The sequence below is a fragment of the Streptomyces sp. NPDC049577 genome (assembly GCF_040675635.1).
Classification (GTDB): domain Bacteria; phylum Actinomycetota; class Actinomycetes; order Streptomycetales; family Streptomycetaceae; genus Streptomyces.
Genome location: NZ_JBFAPH010000166.1, coordinates 1 through 14337, shown reverse-complemented (window position 1 = coordinate 14337; position 14337 = coordinate 1). Strand labels below are relative to the sequence as shown.

At 69.1% G+C, this 14337-nt stretch carries 15 protein-coding genes and 2 pseudogenes; 10 read left to right on the top strand and 7 right to left on the bottom strand.

Annotated features, from left to right (window positions below):
- Positions 1-143: 143 nt before the first annotated feature.
- The 3 genes from AB0K09_RS19480 to AB0K09_RS19470 all read left to right on the top strand — a co-directional run bounded on the left by AB0K09_RS19480 (position 144) and on the right by AB0K09_RS19470 (position 2372).
- A complete protein-coding gene (locus AB0K09_RS19480; protein ID WP_366066616.1) occupies positions 144-1166 on the top strand; it encodes a hypothetical protein in 1023 nt (340 codons plus the stop codon).
- The gene (locus AB0K09_RS19475) at positions 1166-1612 is read left to right on the top strand and encodes a hypothetical protein (RefSeq protein WP_366066615.1); all 447 of its coding nucleotides are present in this window, start codon (positions 1166-1168) and stop codon (positions 1610-1612) included. Before AB0K09_RS19480 ends, AB0K09_RS19475 begins: the two co-directional genes overlap by 1 nt.
- A 436-nt stretch (positions 1613-2048) precedes the next feature.
- On the top strand, positions 2049-2372 hold the full coding sequence (locus tag AB0K09_RS19470) for a hypothetical protein (RefSeq protein ID WP_366066614.1): 324 nt from the start codon (positions 2049-2051) through the stop codon (positions 2370-2372).
- A 142-nt stretch (positions 2373-2514) separates the two neighbouring features.
- Here AB0K09_RS19470 and AB0K09_RS19465 read toward each other — a convergent pair.
- Positions 2515-3600, bottom strand: a pseudogene (locus AB0K09_RS19465) (IS630 family transposase).
- A gap of 351 nt (positions 3601-3951) precedes the next feature.
- Here AB0K09_RS19465 and AB0K09_RS19460 point away from each other — a divergent pair.
- Positions 3952-4746, top strand: coding sequence for a hypothetical protein (locus tag AB0K09_RS19460; protein WP_366066617.1), 795 nt, complete (start codon positions 3952-3954; stop codon positions 4744-4746).
- Positions 4747-4911: 165 nt separating this feature from the next.
- On the opposite strand, the pseudogene AB0K09_RS19455 reads toward AB0K09_RS19460, so the two are convergent.
- The 4 genes and pseudogenes from AB0K09_RS19455 to AB0K09_RS19440 form a co-directional block, all read right to left on the bottom strand.
- A pseudogene (locus AB0K09_RS19455) lies at positions 4912-5088 on the bottom strand (helix-turn-helix domain-containing protein); the annotation flags it as partial.
- A gap of 64 nt (positions 5089-5152) precedes the next feature.
- Positions 5153-5995: a helix-turn-helix transcriptional regulator gene (locus AB0K09_RS19450; protein WP_366066613.1), complete on the bottom strand. Its 843-nt coding sequence runs from the start codon at positions 5993-5995 to the stop codon at positions 5153-5155.
- Between the two features lie 7 nt (positions 5996-6002).
- Entirely contained in the window at positions 6003-6527 is a 525-nt protein-coding gene (locus tag AB0K09_RS19445) for a DUF6879 family protein (protein ID WP_366066612.1), read from the bottom strand.
- A complete protein-coding gene (locus AB0K09_RS19440) occupies positions 6511-6906 on the bottom strand; it encodes a hypothetical protein (RefSeq protein ID WP_365983243.1) in 396 nt (131 codons plus the stop codon). Before AB0K09_RS19440 ends, AB0K09_RS19445 begins: the two co-directional genes overlap by 17 nt.
- Before the next feature lie 543 nt (positions 6907-7449).
- On the opposite strand from AB0K09_RS19440, the gene AB0K09_RS19435 reads away from it, so the two are divergent.
- The 3 genes from AB0K09_RS19435 to AB0K09_RS19425 all read left to right on the top strand — a co-directional run bounded on the left by AB0K09_RS19435 (position 7450) and on the right by AB0K09_RS19425 (position 9732).
- Positions 7450-7659 (top strand): hypothetical protein, encoded by a 210-nt coding sequence (locus AB0K09_RS19435; protein ID WP_366066611.1) that lies wholly within the window; start codon positions 7450-7452, stop codon positions 7657-7659.
- 814 nt (positions 7660-8473) lie between these two features.
- Complete coding sequence (locus tag AB0K09_RS19430; protein WP_366066610.1) at positions 8474-8908, top strand: hypothetical protein; 435 nt, start codon at positions 8474-8476, stop codon at positions 8906-8908.
- Positions 8909-9075: 167 nt separating this feature from the next.
- Positions 9076-9732, top strand: coding sequence for a class I SAM-dependent methyltransferase (locus AB0K09_RS19425; protein ID WP_366066609.1), 657 nt, complete (start codon positions 9076-9078; stop codon positions 9730-9732).
- Between the two features lie 73 nt (positions 9733-9805).
- Here the strand turns inward: AB0K09_RS19425 and polX are convergent, their stop codons facing one another.
- The gene (gene polX / locus AB0K09_RS19420; RefSeq protein WP_366066608.1) at positions 9806-11530 is read right to left on the bottom strand and encodes a DNA polymerase/3'-5' exonuclease PolX; all 1725 of its coding nucleotides are present in this window, start codon (positions 11528-11530) and stop codon (positions 9806-9808) included.
- Positions 11531-11663: 133 nt separating this feature from the next.
- Between polX and AB0K09_RS19415 the strand changes: the two genes are divergently transcribed.
- Together AB0K09_RS19415 and AB0K09_RS19410 are read left to right on the top strand one after the other, a co-directional pair.
- The gene (locus AB0K09_RS19415; RefSeq protein ID WP_366066607.1) at positions 11664-12716 is read left to right on the top strand and encodes a DUF1259 domain-containing protein; all 1053 of its coding nucleotides are present in this window, start codon (positions 11664-11666) and stop codon (positions 12714-12716) included.
- 145 nt (positions 12717-12861) lie between these two features.
- Positions 12862-13125: a hypothetical protein gene (locus AB0K09_RS19410; protein ID WP_366066606.1), complete on the top strand. Its 264-nt coding sequence runs from the start codon at positions 12862-12864 to the stop codon at positions 13123-13125.
- Positions 13126-13144: 19 nt separating this feature from the next.
- Here the strand turns inward: AB0K09_RS19410 and AB0K09_RS19405 are convergent, their stop codons facing one another.
- Positions 13145-13759, bottom strand: coding sequence for a TetR/AcrR family transcriptional regulator (locus AB0K09_RS19405; protein WP_366066605.1), 615 nt, complete (start codon positions 13757-13759; stop codon positions 13145-13147).
- Between the two features lie 89 nt (positions 13760-13848).
- On the opposite strand from AB0K09_RS19405, the gene AB0K09_RS19400 reads away from it, so the two are divergent.
- Positions 13849-14337, top strand: a 489-nt coding sequence (locus AB0K09_RS19400) for an NAD(P)-binding domain-containing protein (protein WP_366066604.1), incomplete at its 3' end; no start/stop codon positions are given.

Sequence of the window (14337 nt, the reverse complement as noted above, 5' to 3'; positions counted from 1 at the left end):
GCTACGCCGTCAACCTTGAGGACCGCAACAGCGCCTCGATCAACTACGGCCACTTCACCGAGGCCGGCGTGTGGGTCGACGGCATCCACGCCGTCGAGCACGTCGTGGGCGCGGGGCGCGGCTCCCGGAGCCGGAGGTGAGCCGTGTACGTCCTGCCTGACTCCGAAGCGCTCGTCCTGGACGCGCTGCGCGCCTACCTGCCCGCCGGCACGGAGGTGCGGGTGGCCGTGCCCCAGCACTGGGCCGGCGTCCTTCCCCTGGTGGTGGCCCGCCGGGTCGGCGGCAAGGCCCGCGACCCGCGGTTCATCGACTCCGGCATGTTCACCGTCGAAGCCCTCGCCGGCACCCGCCCCGCCGCATCCCTCCTCGCCCGTCAGGCCCGGGGGGCGCTGCTGGCCGCATGCCGCGACCAGCACCGGGGCCCGGACGGCTACCTCAGCCGGTTCACCGAGGTCACCGGCCCGTTCCCGACGGGCGACGCCCTGACCGCCGGCAACCCCGAGGTCTACCGCTTCACCGCCACCTATCAGCTCAACGCCCGCCCCCTCGCCCCGCGCGCGCCGCTGACGCTGGCCCTCGCACCCGGCGACGGGAACGGCAGGTACTACCGCGCGCAGGTCGCCGGCCGCGTCGCCGGCCCCGCGCGCCTGGATTGGGGAGACGGCCACATGGCCGACATCACTCTCGGAGCCGGCCCGGTCGTGGTCGAGCACGAGTACAAGACGCTCGGCGCGCACACGGTCACGGTCACCGACGCCGACGGCAACACCAAGACCGTGACGACCGCGCCCGTCTTGCCCGTGGAAATCTCCTGGGCCATGGACGCCGGCTCGAACTTCGAGGGCGTCCTGTCGGCCACCGGCGTCAAGCCCGGCGTGAGCGTGGACTGGGGCGACGGCTCCCCGCCGTCCACCCCCACCGTCTCGGCCGGCAAGCTCACCGAGCGCCACGCGTTCACCGCCGAGGGCGAGAGGACCATCACGGTCACCGTGCCCTCCTGGAAGGACGCCGGCTTCGAGGGTCACACCGCCACCACCGCCGTCACCGTGCGTCTGCCGCGCGACCTGGACGTCCAGCTCGGCTACTTCGAGGACGACCCGCGCAAGGTCTCCGCCACCATCCGCAACGCCGTCGCGGGCAAGGGCCGGATCACCTGGGGTGACTGATGGCGGCGGACGTCGTGGACATCCCCGAAGCCGACTCCGCAGTGACCTGCCACCACACCTACCCCGGCACCACCACGCGCTTCGACGGCGCCTTCGAGGACCGGGCCGGCCGGCACTTCACCTTCACCGTGACCCTGCCCACGCCGGCCGTCGAGGCACCCAAGGACGTGCAGGTCTGGCGGGACGGTGGCGCACCCAACGAGGTGCACGTGATGTGGCTGCCCGTCGAAGGGGCGGAGGACTACACCATCCGCATCTTCAAGAACGGCGACGTCATCCGCACCGTCACTGCCCCCGGCCGGCCCCCGAACGACAATGGCTACCGGCAGGTGCACGTGGCCCCGGAGCCCTACCCCGTGGTGGGCCAGGTCTACGAGTACGACGTGTCGGTCAAGGGCACGGACGCGTGGTCCCAACGCGTCGCCCACCAGTGGGCCGGCTCCTAGTCCGCGTCGCACGAGCCCGGTCTGAATCCCGGGACAGTTGGCGAGACCCGGAACCTCAGCATTCTGGAGGACGAGTGGCGCACACATCGAAAGGGTCCCCGCAGGCGGATCGAACAAGTGGTGCGGATTGTCACCCACACCGGCGCCCTTACATATGAAGTGCCGATTGTCGGGGCAGGACATAGCGGCAGGCATCCGCTGAGCCAAAGGGGCCGCCATGCACAAGCGCACCAGAACGGCCGTCGTCGCGGCAAGCGCCATCACCGCACTCGGCTGCCTCCCCCCGAACGCTGCATCAGCCCACGCCCCGAGCCCACCCGCCGGGAGCTTCTCCCGGCCAGCCGTTCCCATCGGGGTTGCGGCGGCACCACCGCAGAGCTGCCAGAAGAGTTCGGCCTACGGCAGTCCCGGCTGGTGGGCTTCGGTCAAAGGCTGCTTGGCCAACAACAACGGCCGCCCCCTGGTCACCATCGACGCACAGTGCCAGTACAAGGGCTTGGTGTTCTACACAGCGGTCGTGTGCAACGTCTCCGGGCACTTCTCCCTGAGCAAGGACGGAAAGGTGTTCTGGGAGGGCCCCTTCTCCATCCAGACTGATCCAGACCACGGCAGGGACAGGACCGTCCGGCTGGGCTACGCCTGCCACGGCCCCGGGTCCTACACCCTGAAGGTCACCAACATCAGTACAGTCGAATCGGAGCTGCATCCGCGCGGCAGGGGCCCCGTGCCCGACATCACCGTCACCGACACCGGCTGCTGATTGCCCAGAGACACTCCGTATCGTGCGAGTCATCGGGCTCGGGTATCACCGGGCCCATGACCCGGTACGGCCAGTAAAAGCGCGCCACAGAGTGCGGCGCGGCCAAGCCGAAATTCTTCGAGTCTGGCCTGTCGCACAAGTCCTAGTGAGCCGGTCCGGAGATGCGTGAGCAGTAGTGGCAGATCCGGTCGATGATCTGGTCGGCGGTCCTGGCCCATTTGAACGGGCGGGCGTCGTCGTTCCAGTGCTTGATCCAGTCCTCGAGCGCGGTCTTCAGCTCGTCGAGCGAACAGAACACGCCGCGTTCGAGGCAGCGTCGTTCGAGCTCGGCGAACCACCGCTCGACCTGGTTGATCCACGATGAGTAGGTCGGGGTGAAGTGCAGCTCGAAGCGGGGGTGGGCGAGCAGCCACCGGTGGACCACGGGCGCCTTGTGCGCCGAGAGGTTGTCGCAGATCAGGTGCACCGCCAGGCCGGGATCGGTCTGCCGGTCGATCTCGTCCAAGAAGTCACGGAAGTCCACCGCCCGGTGCTGGGCCGACAGCTTCCCGATCACCTTCCCGGTGGCGGTGTTCAGCGCCGCGAACAAGTCCACGGTGCCGTGCCGGACGTAGTCGAAACTCCGCCGCTCCGGTGTCCCCGGCACCATCGGCAGCACCGGAGCGGTCCGCTCCAGTGCCTGGATCTGCGGCTTCTCGTCCATCGCGAACACCGCCGCGTTCGCCGGCGGCGCGAGATACAGGCCCACCACGTCCCGGATCTTGTCAATCAACAGGGGATCCGGGGAGATCTTGAAGGTGTCGGTCCGCCAGGGCTGGAGACCGAACGCCCGCCAGATCCGCAGCACGCTCGTGGGCGAGATCCCCACCCGCCGGGCCATCTCCCGCTTCGACCAGTGCGTCGACCCCTCGGGCAGCTCTTCGAGGGTGCGGACCACCACCTCTTCCACCTGGGCATCGGTGATGGTTCGCGGCACCCCCGGCCGCGGCTCGTCGGCCAGACCATCCAGCCGATCCCGCAGAAACCGCGACCGTCACTTACTCACCGTCGTCCGGTGGACACCCAGCCGGCCCGCGACGGCCATGTTGCTTCCGCCTTGCGCACACGCCAGAACGATCCTCGCCCGCAGGGCCAGGCCCTGCGCGGTCGTGCGACGCTTCGCCCACCCCTGCAACACCACCCGCTCGAACTCCGAGAGCACGAGCGGGACCAGCCTGTTGTCACCCATGCCCGCAGCAGACCGCGGACCTCCACAGCTGTCACCAGCCCCGGCCTGATCTGGGACAGAACACAACTCACGTGGCGACGCCGAGACTCAAGACCGGCTCACTAGCCTCACCGGCTACTGAGGATTTCGGTTCGAGGTGACGCTGATCTTCGTAGTGGGTGTATCCCGATGGAGGCGGTCTGACCGCGAAGCCCGTCGTACGGAAGTCGACTGGGCCCCCGTCTGACTTGGCGGGCTGCTACGGGTTTTCGATGGAAGTCCCGTTCGTGTGAAATGGCGTGCATTTCATCAGTTCGTCACAGAGTCGGGGCGACTCTGAGGGTCCACGTGACACTCAGGGATGGGGGCATCATGACGAAGTCGCGGAAGCGGAGAGCCGCTGCGGTGATCGCGGCGACTCTGCTGGGCGGTGCGCTCGACGTCACGCCGGCGCAGGCCGCCTCTGAGATCTATGACACGCCGGGCTACTACCAGCTCAAGTTGCCGGACGGCGTGACCGGGTTCAGCTTCTTCCTGATTGGTGGCGGAGGCGGCGGAGGCGGTAGTGGAGGCGGCCCCAAGGGTTTCCAGGGTCGCCATGAGGGAGGAACAGGCGGTTCGGCGGGCTACGCGGGCACCCTGGGCAGCCCGGGCAACAGGAACGACGGCGGTGGCGCCGGTGGAGGAGGCGGAGGCGGAGATTCGGCGGTCTTCACCTCGGCTGCCAGTCGGCTCGGATACGCGGGCGGCGGGGCTGGAGGAGGCGGAGGCGGCGGCTTCCACAAGGGCGTCGGAGCCCAGCCCGGGGGCGACGGAGGCAGCGGAGGTGGTCGCGAGTACGGCGGCCGCAGTGGCAAGCACGGCTACGGCGATACGCCTGGCACGATCGGCGGCCACGGTGGCGGAGGCGGCAAGCACGGGTGCGTGGCTCCGAACGTCAAAGGGCTTCGCTCGCAGGGCAAGGGCGTGGACGGCCAGAACGGCCGGGACGCCCACAACTTCACCGCCGGTGCTGCCGGCGCGCGCGGCTGGCGATCCGGCTTTCCAGGGCCCATCCGGAAGGACGCGGGCAACGGTGGCGCGGGCGGCCCCGGAGGCGAGAAGTGGGGCGACGGCAAGAGTGGCGCCAACGGGTACGCAGTCGTGGCATGGAACTCCGACCACTGAGCTCTGCGGTTCGGGGAGACGACATGGTGGAGCCGGGGTGAGTCCGGTCCGGGTGACGAATTCGTCGAGCAGGCCGGGCTGGTACCGCATCCGTTTAAGGCGTGTGCGGGCCAGTGCGGCGAGTTCGTCGAGGGTGCACGGGGCGAGGTTGCCCAAGGCCTCCACACCACCGTCCCGCGAGCGCGCGTGCCAGGCATACGCGGACTTCCGCGAGATCCGTAACCGGCGTGCGACCTGCGGCGGAGTAACCCCTTGTGTGAACAACCCGGCGGCCTCGAACCGAACCCGCTCCTTCTGAGTCCGCTGCTTTGCGGTCAGGCCGCCTCCATCGGGATACCGCATGCCACTGGAATACACCAACTGATACACCCACTACAGACACCACCGTCACCCCCAACCGAAATCCTCAGTAATCCAAGTGGGCAAGCGCCCTGGTGATGAGCGCCTTGGTGCGCTCGCCGTATACGGCAGACCTCTTCAGCATGTCGAAGGCTTTCGCGTACAGGGCGATTTCCCGCGGCTGGGTTACCGAGAACTCAGCAGAGTATGTCTCGACGAGTACAAGCTTGTCGTCGAACATCGAGAACGAGTTGCCGGGCCAGAGGTGCATCGGTGCGTCGCGCGGGATGAACCCGAGGCTGAGGCGTGGAAGACGCATGACCGCGAGGAGCCGGTCCAGTTGGCCGCGCATGACGTCTTTCCCGCCGATGTTCGTGTACAGGGCTTGCTCGGAGAGGAGTACGTTGAATATACGATCGCCCTGATAGAGGTACTGCTGTCGTTCCATCCGCTTGGCCACCGCGGCATCCGTGTCGTCCGGGATCTCGTAAAAATTGACGACCTGTCGGAACGTTGCAGCGGCGTACTCGGCTGTCTGGAGCGTGCCCCACACCACCGTGGGGTGGAAGATCCGGAATACCTTCGTCTTCGCGTAGACCGGGAGCGCCCTGCGCTGGCGTTGCTCCGCCCCGGTGTGGAGTTGGCGTCGCCACTCCAGCCACAGTTCCTCGATGTGCCGGACCGTGGCGATCAGGTCATCCACCTGGTCGTCGGTGCTGGTCCTCCGGCACCAGAGCCGGATGTCGTCCTCGCTGGCGTTCTGCCGGCCGTTCTCGATGCGCGAGACCTTGGATTCCTGCCAGCCCATGGCTGCTGCGAACGCCCGGCCGCTGGCGAAACCCGCGTCCTTGCGGAATCCTCGCAGCCGGGCGCCCAGGGCCTCCCGGGCCTCTTGTGCTCTGTTGCTCACTGGTGGATCAGGACTTGTACTCGCCGTGCGGGATGGCGACGGACCAGAGTGCGTCACGAACCTTGACACACTCCGCGACCGTGGCGGGGTCGTCGATGAGCTCGGACCCGAGGACACGGCCGTCCTCGCTGAAGTGGCCGACCGCGAGGAGCCGGTCGTCGTACAGCCACCAGTCGTTACCCGACACGGGAAAGGCCAGGGAGTCCGGCACCTGGTGCCGGGGCAGCCACCGGATGTCCTCGCCGGCCTCGATGTTCAGGCGGGTCAGGGAGTGCTCCCAGCGGACGTACTGCGAGTGCGGCTCGCTGATGACGCGGACCCGGCGCACCGTCTTCCCCTCGCCCGTCACCCGCTTCATGAGGGTCATCCACGGGTCGAGCCAGGCGTAGTCGTCGGGCTCGCCGCGCTGCCAGCGGGCGTACGGGGTGTCCTCGACGGGGGAGCCGTAGTCGTCCCGCAGTTCTAGGTGGAAGGCGTCGCGCTCGAAGCTCTCGAAGAGCTTGTCGCGCTCGGCGCTAGTGATCAGGTCCACTGTTCTCCTCCAGCAGGGCCGTGATCGAGGACTTGGGGACCTCGATGCAGGTCTCGTAGTCGGGCATGCGCATCTGGCTGAGGGCTTCCGCGTCCGTCATAGCAGGTCCCTGGAGGACACAGGTGCCCTGCTCCGTCACGAGCATGATCGGCGGCTCGAAACGCCGGATCTGCCCCGCCGGCACGCCGTCCTTGCTCAGGTGCTCGAAGAGCTCGGGTGGCACTTCCACGACTGTGTGGCCGGCAGGCACGTCGAGCTGCATCAGCAGGTCGTTCGCGTAGACCTTCCATCCCTGGACGACGTAGCTGTCCTGGTCGGTGGCGTACAGAGTGGGGCTGTCCCCAGGGGTGCTGTTCTTGCCGAGGAACCGTAGCTTCATCGTCGCTCTCCCGTCCGCTTCCTTGCGCCGGATTGCTCAGAACACCGATCGTCCGTGCGGCGTATTCCCCCGTCAACCCACTTGCTGCAAACTCGCGCAATCTGCTTGGGGTTTGAGTCAAAGCGCTCGTACGGTCGTCGAGGAGCCCAAGCCACGCAAGATCGAGGACGGGGACCGCATCATGACGATCAGGAGACCGCCCGAACAGGGTCGAACTCCGACTGGCGAGCCGGAAGAGGCGTCCAGGGGCGACTTCCGGGACCGCTTGGGAGAGAGCCGGCCCGGGGACGAGCAGCGCGGATCGGCGGATGCAGCCGGCACCGACCGTCGGGCGCGACTCCGCTCCCGGTTGCTCGAAGTCAACAGTCGCAGTCGAAGCCGGGGAGCCTCCTGGTGAGCAACGAGACGCCAGACCGGATGGCCCGTACTACGGCGCGAACTTCTGCGCGCGCTTGTTTCGGTGGACGACTACGTGGCACTCCGCCGGAGCCGGCGGAAGCGGCGAAGAAGCATGACGATCGGATCAGCGCTCTGCTTGAGGGGTTGCCGCCCCTGGGGACGCTCGTCTACGACGCGGAGTCCGGGCGGGACGGCATTCTGATGCACGCCGGGGAGCACGAGGACCCGTACACCCGCCGCAAGGCCATCGTTGCCTTCCTCCGCTGGGAGCGGGGCGGACGCGAGTGGACCACCAACCCGGCGAACGTCTCTCCGGTTCCCTTGCCCGCCGGAAGAAGGGCGAGGAAACCGTGACTGCTCCACACCGGTTCTGGTGTGAACTGAACGCGGAGGCGGTCAGCGGTTCACAGGTCGTCACTCTGGCTGGAGAGCCCACCACGACGCCCCGCCTCGCCCTCCGGTGGTTGCGCTGGCATGCCGAGCACGCGGCGCAGCGCCTCGGCCCCGTGCCCGAAGATCCTCACCACCTGGGCGCGCTGCTCGTCGGGCTCCCCGTCGGTAACCCGGATGTCACCCAGTCCTTACGGGCCTGGGCAGCCGACCAGGAGGGCCACGAGCGAGTGCTCGCCCAGTTACGGGAGGGGCAGGCGTACATGTGGGAGGCAACTGCACCATACGTCTCCCTCAGCGCCTCGCCACTCAGTGCGCCCGCCGAGCAGCAGGGTGAGCCCCACGGTTCCTTGCACCCGTCGGAAGTGACCGCGGACTTCCCCCTACGTCCGCGGGCCCTGGCCGGCGTGGGGTCTCACCGCATCGCGTGCTGCCGGCATCCTCACGACGCGTGCGTCACCGTGGGCGGCGTCACCACCTGCCGCTGCGGAGCTCGCCGCTTCCCCGAGTACCACGCGCTCGGCTCAGCCGCTCTTGACGTCGGCTACCGCAGCGAGCCGTCCGAGTCCCGGCCCGCCCTGACGACGGCAATGGCAGCTCACCCGGTCGGTGCTTCGCCGCCCACGCCCTGGACTTCCGCGCCGCCCAGCACTGCCTGGACAGGCTGAGCAGGTCAGCGCGGAGCACGCCCCCTCCTCGTCCGCCGTCGGCTCCGACCAGGCCGTATCCGTCGGGCGGGGAGGGTTCCGCACGATCCGTTCGAGCTGGAGGTGCCCGCGTGGGTACAGCAGTAGCGGTACGCGATCCGAAGGAAATTCTGGGAGAGGCTGTCTGGGACCGTGAGGTCAAGCTCCTGGTCCGCGACAACCTCATGGACACCGTGATGGCCGGCCGCCTTCTCGGGCAGGCCGTCGCCTACCTGGTCACCGCCATGGAGACCATGGGTCAGGGTCTGGAACTCGGCTGCGGTGAGCTCGTGGACACCGCCGTGCACGCGCTCATCCTGGACACCGCGAACTACGCGGAGTTCTGCAATAAGTACAACCACGGCAAGTTCCTCCACCACATCCCCGAGATCGAGCGAAAGGCCGACGGCACCGTCATGCGGACGGCGGCCGTGGTCGAGAAGCACGGCTTCGAGGTGGACTGGCCGCTGTGGGAGCGAGACGCCTCGACCTGCTCGCCCTGCACCCAGGGCACGAGCTGCCACTAGCACTACCGCGTGAAGCCGGCGACACCCCGGAGGGTGCCGCCGGCTTCCTCGTACGAGGGAAAACCCTCGGACCGCGCCTGATCATGAGCGCCCGCGAGTAGCGTGTGTGATTGTCGGAGCCTGACGGTACGGATGCTCACCAACAAGCCACCAAGGAACGTTGCTGCATGGGCATGGAAAGTTACTGGGACCGCTACGCGGCCGGAGCCGCGGAGAAGATCGGTCCGGTGGAGGTCTCCATCGAAAAGGGATTCGGCTGGACCCAATACGACCACCACGGCCCCGCCGAGGAACTGCTCTGTCAACCGGACAAGACGCTGGAGCTGGGCTGCGGATGTGGCGACAACGTCGCGTACCTGGCCCGCAAGGGCATTGACGCAACTGGCATCGACCTGTCTCCCGTGCAGATCAAAACGGCCGGCGAACGATGGGGCGAGGTTCCTGGGGCGCGCTTCGTGCTGCGAGAAGCCGTGGACTACCTGAAAACTACGGATGAGACGTACGACGCCATCTATTCGATCTGGGGAGCCTTCTGGTTCACCGACCCCCGCCGGCTCGTCCCCGCCATCCGCGAACGTCTCAACCCGCGCGGGGTGCTCGTCTTCTCGCAGGCACCAGCCGTCGAAGGCTGCTACGGGGCCCAGGGCATGTACGGGAACGGTTTCAACGGCAAAGTTCTGCCGGTCCAGCGCTGGGCGTACTCGGAGGAGATGTGGAAGGGCATCCTCATGCACCACGGCTTCCTCGACGTGGAGGCCAGGGTCCTTGAGGCCCCGGACCCCGAGAACCTGGGGACGCTCATCGTGACGGCACGCCTGACCTGACCGGGGCCGGATGGCTCCGCCCATTCCGTGCGGACAGGCGGAGCCGTCAACAGCCACGGCAGCCTTCTCGAATTCAGCGCACAGCCGGCCGCAGGAACCGCCGCAGACGCTGGAGCGGCCACGTGTTGATCACGTCGTCCTTCGTCAGCCAGCCACGTTGCGCCGTGCCCACCCCGTAGCGCATGTACGGCAGATGCACGACGGAGTGCGCGTCCGTGTTCACCGCGAACTTCACCCCGTACCGTTTGGCCCGCAGGATCTCCTCGTCGCCGAGGTCCAGGCGCTCGGGGTAGGAGTTGATCTCCAGGGCGGTGCCGGTGCGGGCACAGGCTGCGAAGACCTCGTCGAAGTCCGCGTCGATGCCGGGGCGTCTGCCGATCTGGCGCGTGGTGGGGTGGCCGATGATCGCCACGTGCGGGTTCTCGCAGGCGCGCACCAGCCGGCGGGTCAGTTCCTCGCGGCTCTGGTTGAAGTGCGAGTGGACCGATGCCACGCACAGGTCGAAGCCGGCCAGGAATTCGTCCGGCCAGTCCAGATCGCCGTCCGGGCCGATGTTGAGCTCGGTGCCGTGCAGCAGGCGCATGCGGCGGTGCTTGCCGTCCAGCGCCCGTACCCGCTCGCGCTGGGCCAGGATCTTCTTGTCCGTCATGCGCTGCATGTAGAGGTTGGGGGCGTGGTCGGTGACGGCGTAGTACGCGTATCCCCGACCGGCCGCGGCGGCCACCATCTCCTCCAGCGGGGCCAGGCCGTCGGTGAGGTCGGTGTGCGTGTGCAGGTCGCCGCGGATGTCGTCCTCGCCGACCAGTTCGGGCAGTTCGCCCCGCAGGCCGGCGGCGATCTCACCGCGGTCCTCGCGCAGCGTCGGGGGGATCCAGGGCAGGCCGAGCCGGGCGTAGATCTCCTCCTCGGTCTCGGAGGTGATCTTCTTGTCGGTCTTCGCCTCGAACAGGCCGTATTCGGAGAGCTTGAGGCCGTGGCGCACGGCGATCTCGCGGACGCGGATGTTGTGGGCCTTCGAGCCGGTGAAGTACTGCAGCCCCGCGCCCCAGGCGTCCGGGGGCAGCACCCGCAGGTCGACCTGGAGTCCCTTGGTGGTGCGGACGGAGGTCTTCTTCTCACCGCGGGCGATGACCTCGGCGGTGTGCGGGAGGTTGCTGAAGGCCTCCATGAAGGGGGCCGAGCGGCCGGCCGAGACCAGCACGTCGATGTCTCCGATGGTCTCCCGCATGCGCCGCAACGACCCGGCGTACGCGCAGCCTTCGCAGCCGGCCACCTCGGACAGTTCGGCGACGACCTGTTCCGCGACGTCCATGGCCGCGTTGAGCAGGATGCGGCCGCCGGCCTTCTGCATGAGGGCGATGCCGTGCAGGATGTTGGCCTCGGTCTTCTCGCCGAAGCCCTTCAGATCGCGCAGCCGCCCCTCGTGGACGGCGTCCAGCAGCTCCTCCACGGAGGAGACGCGCAGCTCCTCGTAGAGGGCCATGGCCTTCTTGGGGCCGAGGGTGGGAATGGCGGTCAGTTCGCGGACGCCGGCCGGGACGGAGGCCCTGGCCTCCTCCACGGCCGAGACGTGGCCGGTGCGCAGGTACTCGGCGACCTTGTCGGCGATCGACGCGCCGACGTTGGGTATTTCCTTGAGCCCCTTGGCGTCGAGCTTCGAGACGTCGGCGTGGTAGCCCCCGATGGCGCGGGCGGCCTTCTCGTAGGCCCGCGCCTTGAACGGGTCGCCGCCGGTGATCGCGACGAGGTCGGCGTACTCGCGCAGCAGCGCCTCGACCTCTTCGTTGGGCCGAGTCATACGTCCAGGGTGCCACCGGTCGCCCGATGCCACATTCCGGGGCCTCCGTCGCCCGTCCGGCCCACACAGCCAGCCGTGGACGGCCGGGCGTGGTTACTTGGCACTGGACGGACGACGGAGGTGCTCTTTGAACGTGACAGAACACCTGGAGGACGCGGACGGTTCCGCGCGCACATCCCGGCGGCGGCTTCTGAAGGCCGCCGCTCTCGCACCCGTACTGGCCGGCTTGGGGGCCATGGGCCCCGCGGCCCACGCGATATCCGCCCTGCCCGCCGCCGAGGGACCACCCGGTCCGGACGGGCGGCTTCCCGCCGGCGGGCGCCTCGCGGCCACGCCGGTGCCCAGTACCGAGGCGGACTGGAAGCCCGTGACCGACGCGCTCGGCCGCCGGGGCAGGCTCTCCAAGGGGTCCGTCTACCAGATGGGCTTTCCGCGCACCGATCTGCGCGTGGTCTCCCACGGCATCACCGTCTCGCCCGGGCTCGCCCTCGGCTCGCACGCGGCCTTCGTCCGCTACGACGACGGCTGCACGATGATGATGGGCGACATCTGCGTCGTGGAGACGGAACTGCAGCAGGTGATCGACACCCTGCAGGCGCACGGGATCGAGCAGACCGCCCTGCACAAGCATCTGCTGCGGCAGACGCCCGAGGTCTGGTGGACCCACGTCCACGGCGTCTCCCGCGATCCGGGAAAGCTGGCCACCGGCCTGCGCGAGGCCATCGCCCGTACCGGCACCCCGGCCGGCATCAAACCCGAGCCCACCGAGCCGGGCGACATGGACATCGCGGCGATGGAGGCCGCCCTCGGCGCGAAGGCCGTCAGCGAGGGCGGCATCACCAAGTGGATCTTCTCGCGGCGGGAGACCGTCATCGACCACGGCCGCGTGCTGCCCAAGGGCATGGGGGCCACCTCGGCCTTCATCTTCCAGGCCCTGGGCGGCGGCCGGGCGGCGGTCAACGGCGACTTCGCCATGGTCGCCGGCGAGGTCCAGAAGGTCTTCCAGGCGCTGCGCCGCGGCGGTATCGAGATCGTCGAGCTGCACAATCACGGGCTGTTCGACGAACCGCGCCTGTTCTTCATCCACTTCTGGGCGGTCGGCGACGCGGTGCAAATCGCCAAGGCGCTGCGCGCCGGGGTGGACATGACGAACATCGAGCCGACCCAGCGCGGGGGAAGCGGCTGAGCGGTGTTCCGCGCGGGACTCCTGGGCACGGCGGCACTCGGTCCGCTGCTCGCCGTGGCGCCACCCGTGCCGGCGGCTCCGCCGGCGCGGGTGGCATCCGGCGCGGACGCCCCGGTGGCCGCCGTCATCCTGGGCGGCGAGCCTGATGGTTCGTCGGGGCGGGGTGGCGCTCGCCGCCGTGGTGGCGGTCCTGGCGTACCGGTTCCGGCGCCGGCGCGTCCCGCCGGCGGGGCTCGCCCTGCTGGTGCTCGGGCGGTGCGCTCGGCGCGGTCGTCAGCGGCAACAACGCCCTGTGCGGACGCAGATCGGTCCCGTCCGCCTCCCCGACGCCGGGGACCGCTACGCCGTCGTGATCCGCTCGGGGAACCTGGGCACGGGCGGCTATTCCTTCCGCCTGGAGAGCGGCTGACCGGCCCGTCCTTCGCGCCCTACCGGGGCCGGTAGGAGTCGGCCAGCCGTGCCAGGTGCTGCCCCGCGATGCGCAGCGGCTCCTCGCTGCGGGAGACCTGGGCGGCCAGTTCGGCGCCCTCCAGGGTGCTGATGACGGTGTGGGCCAGTTCCGCGGCGTCGGTCTCGGCGATGCCGGCGGCGCGCAGGGCCTCCGCGACCAGGGACCGCCAGCGGGCGAACGCCTCGGCGGCCGCCCGCTGGATGTCGGGGGCGCGGCCGGCCGTGCCGAGGGCGGTGGCCGTGACGGGGCAGCCGTCGGCCCAGTCCGAGGTGCGCAGGCCCTCGGCGAGGAGGCGGCAGCAGGCGACGAGCGCGCGGGCCGGATCGGGTTCGGCGTGCAGGACCTCCCGCAGGATGCCGGCGAACTCCTCGTCCCCGTGGCGGACCGCGGCGACCGCCAGTTCCTGCTTCCCGCCGGGGAAGAAGTGGTAGACGGAGCCGAGGGTGGCGTCGGCCTCCTGGGCGATCTGTTTGATGCCGGTGCCGTCGTAGCCCTGTCGCTGCATGAGCCGGGATGCCGCCCGGACCACGCGTTCGCGGGTGCCGAGGGCCTCGCCCCGGTCGTTCTGCGCCTTCGTCGTCTTCGTCCTCACCGCATCAGCGTATCGGATAGAGCGTTCGTTCTAGCGATGTGCTACGTTCCTCTCTGGATAGAGCGTTCGTTCTAGAGGGGGTCGTACCCATGAGCAAGCAGTCAATGAGCAAGCAGTCCGCGCAGCAGCCGGTCACCGTCATCGGTCTCGGGCCGATGGGCCGGGCGATGGTGCAGGCATTTCTGACGAACGGACACGAGGTGACCGTGTGGAACCGCACCGCCGCCCGCGCCGACGACCTGGTGGCCCTGGGCGCGCGGCGCGCGGCCACGGCCGAGGAGGCACTGGCCGCCAACGAGCTGGTCGTGCTGAGCCTGACCGACTACGACGCGATGTACGCCGTCCTCGAGCCCGCCGCCGACGCGCTCGCCGGCCGCGTCCTCGTCAACCTCAGCTCCGACACCCCGGAGAAGGCCCGCGCGGCGGCCCGCTGGGCGGAGGGGCACGGCGCCCGGTACCTCACCGGCGGGGTGCAGACCCCGCCGTCCGGCATCGGTGACCGCGCGTCGTCCACCTTCTACAGCGGCCCGCGGGACGTCTTCGAGGCCCACGCACCCACCCTGGAGGTACTGACCTCG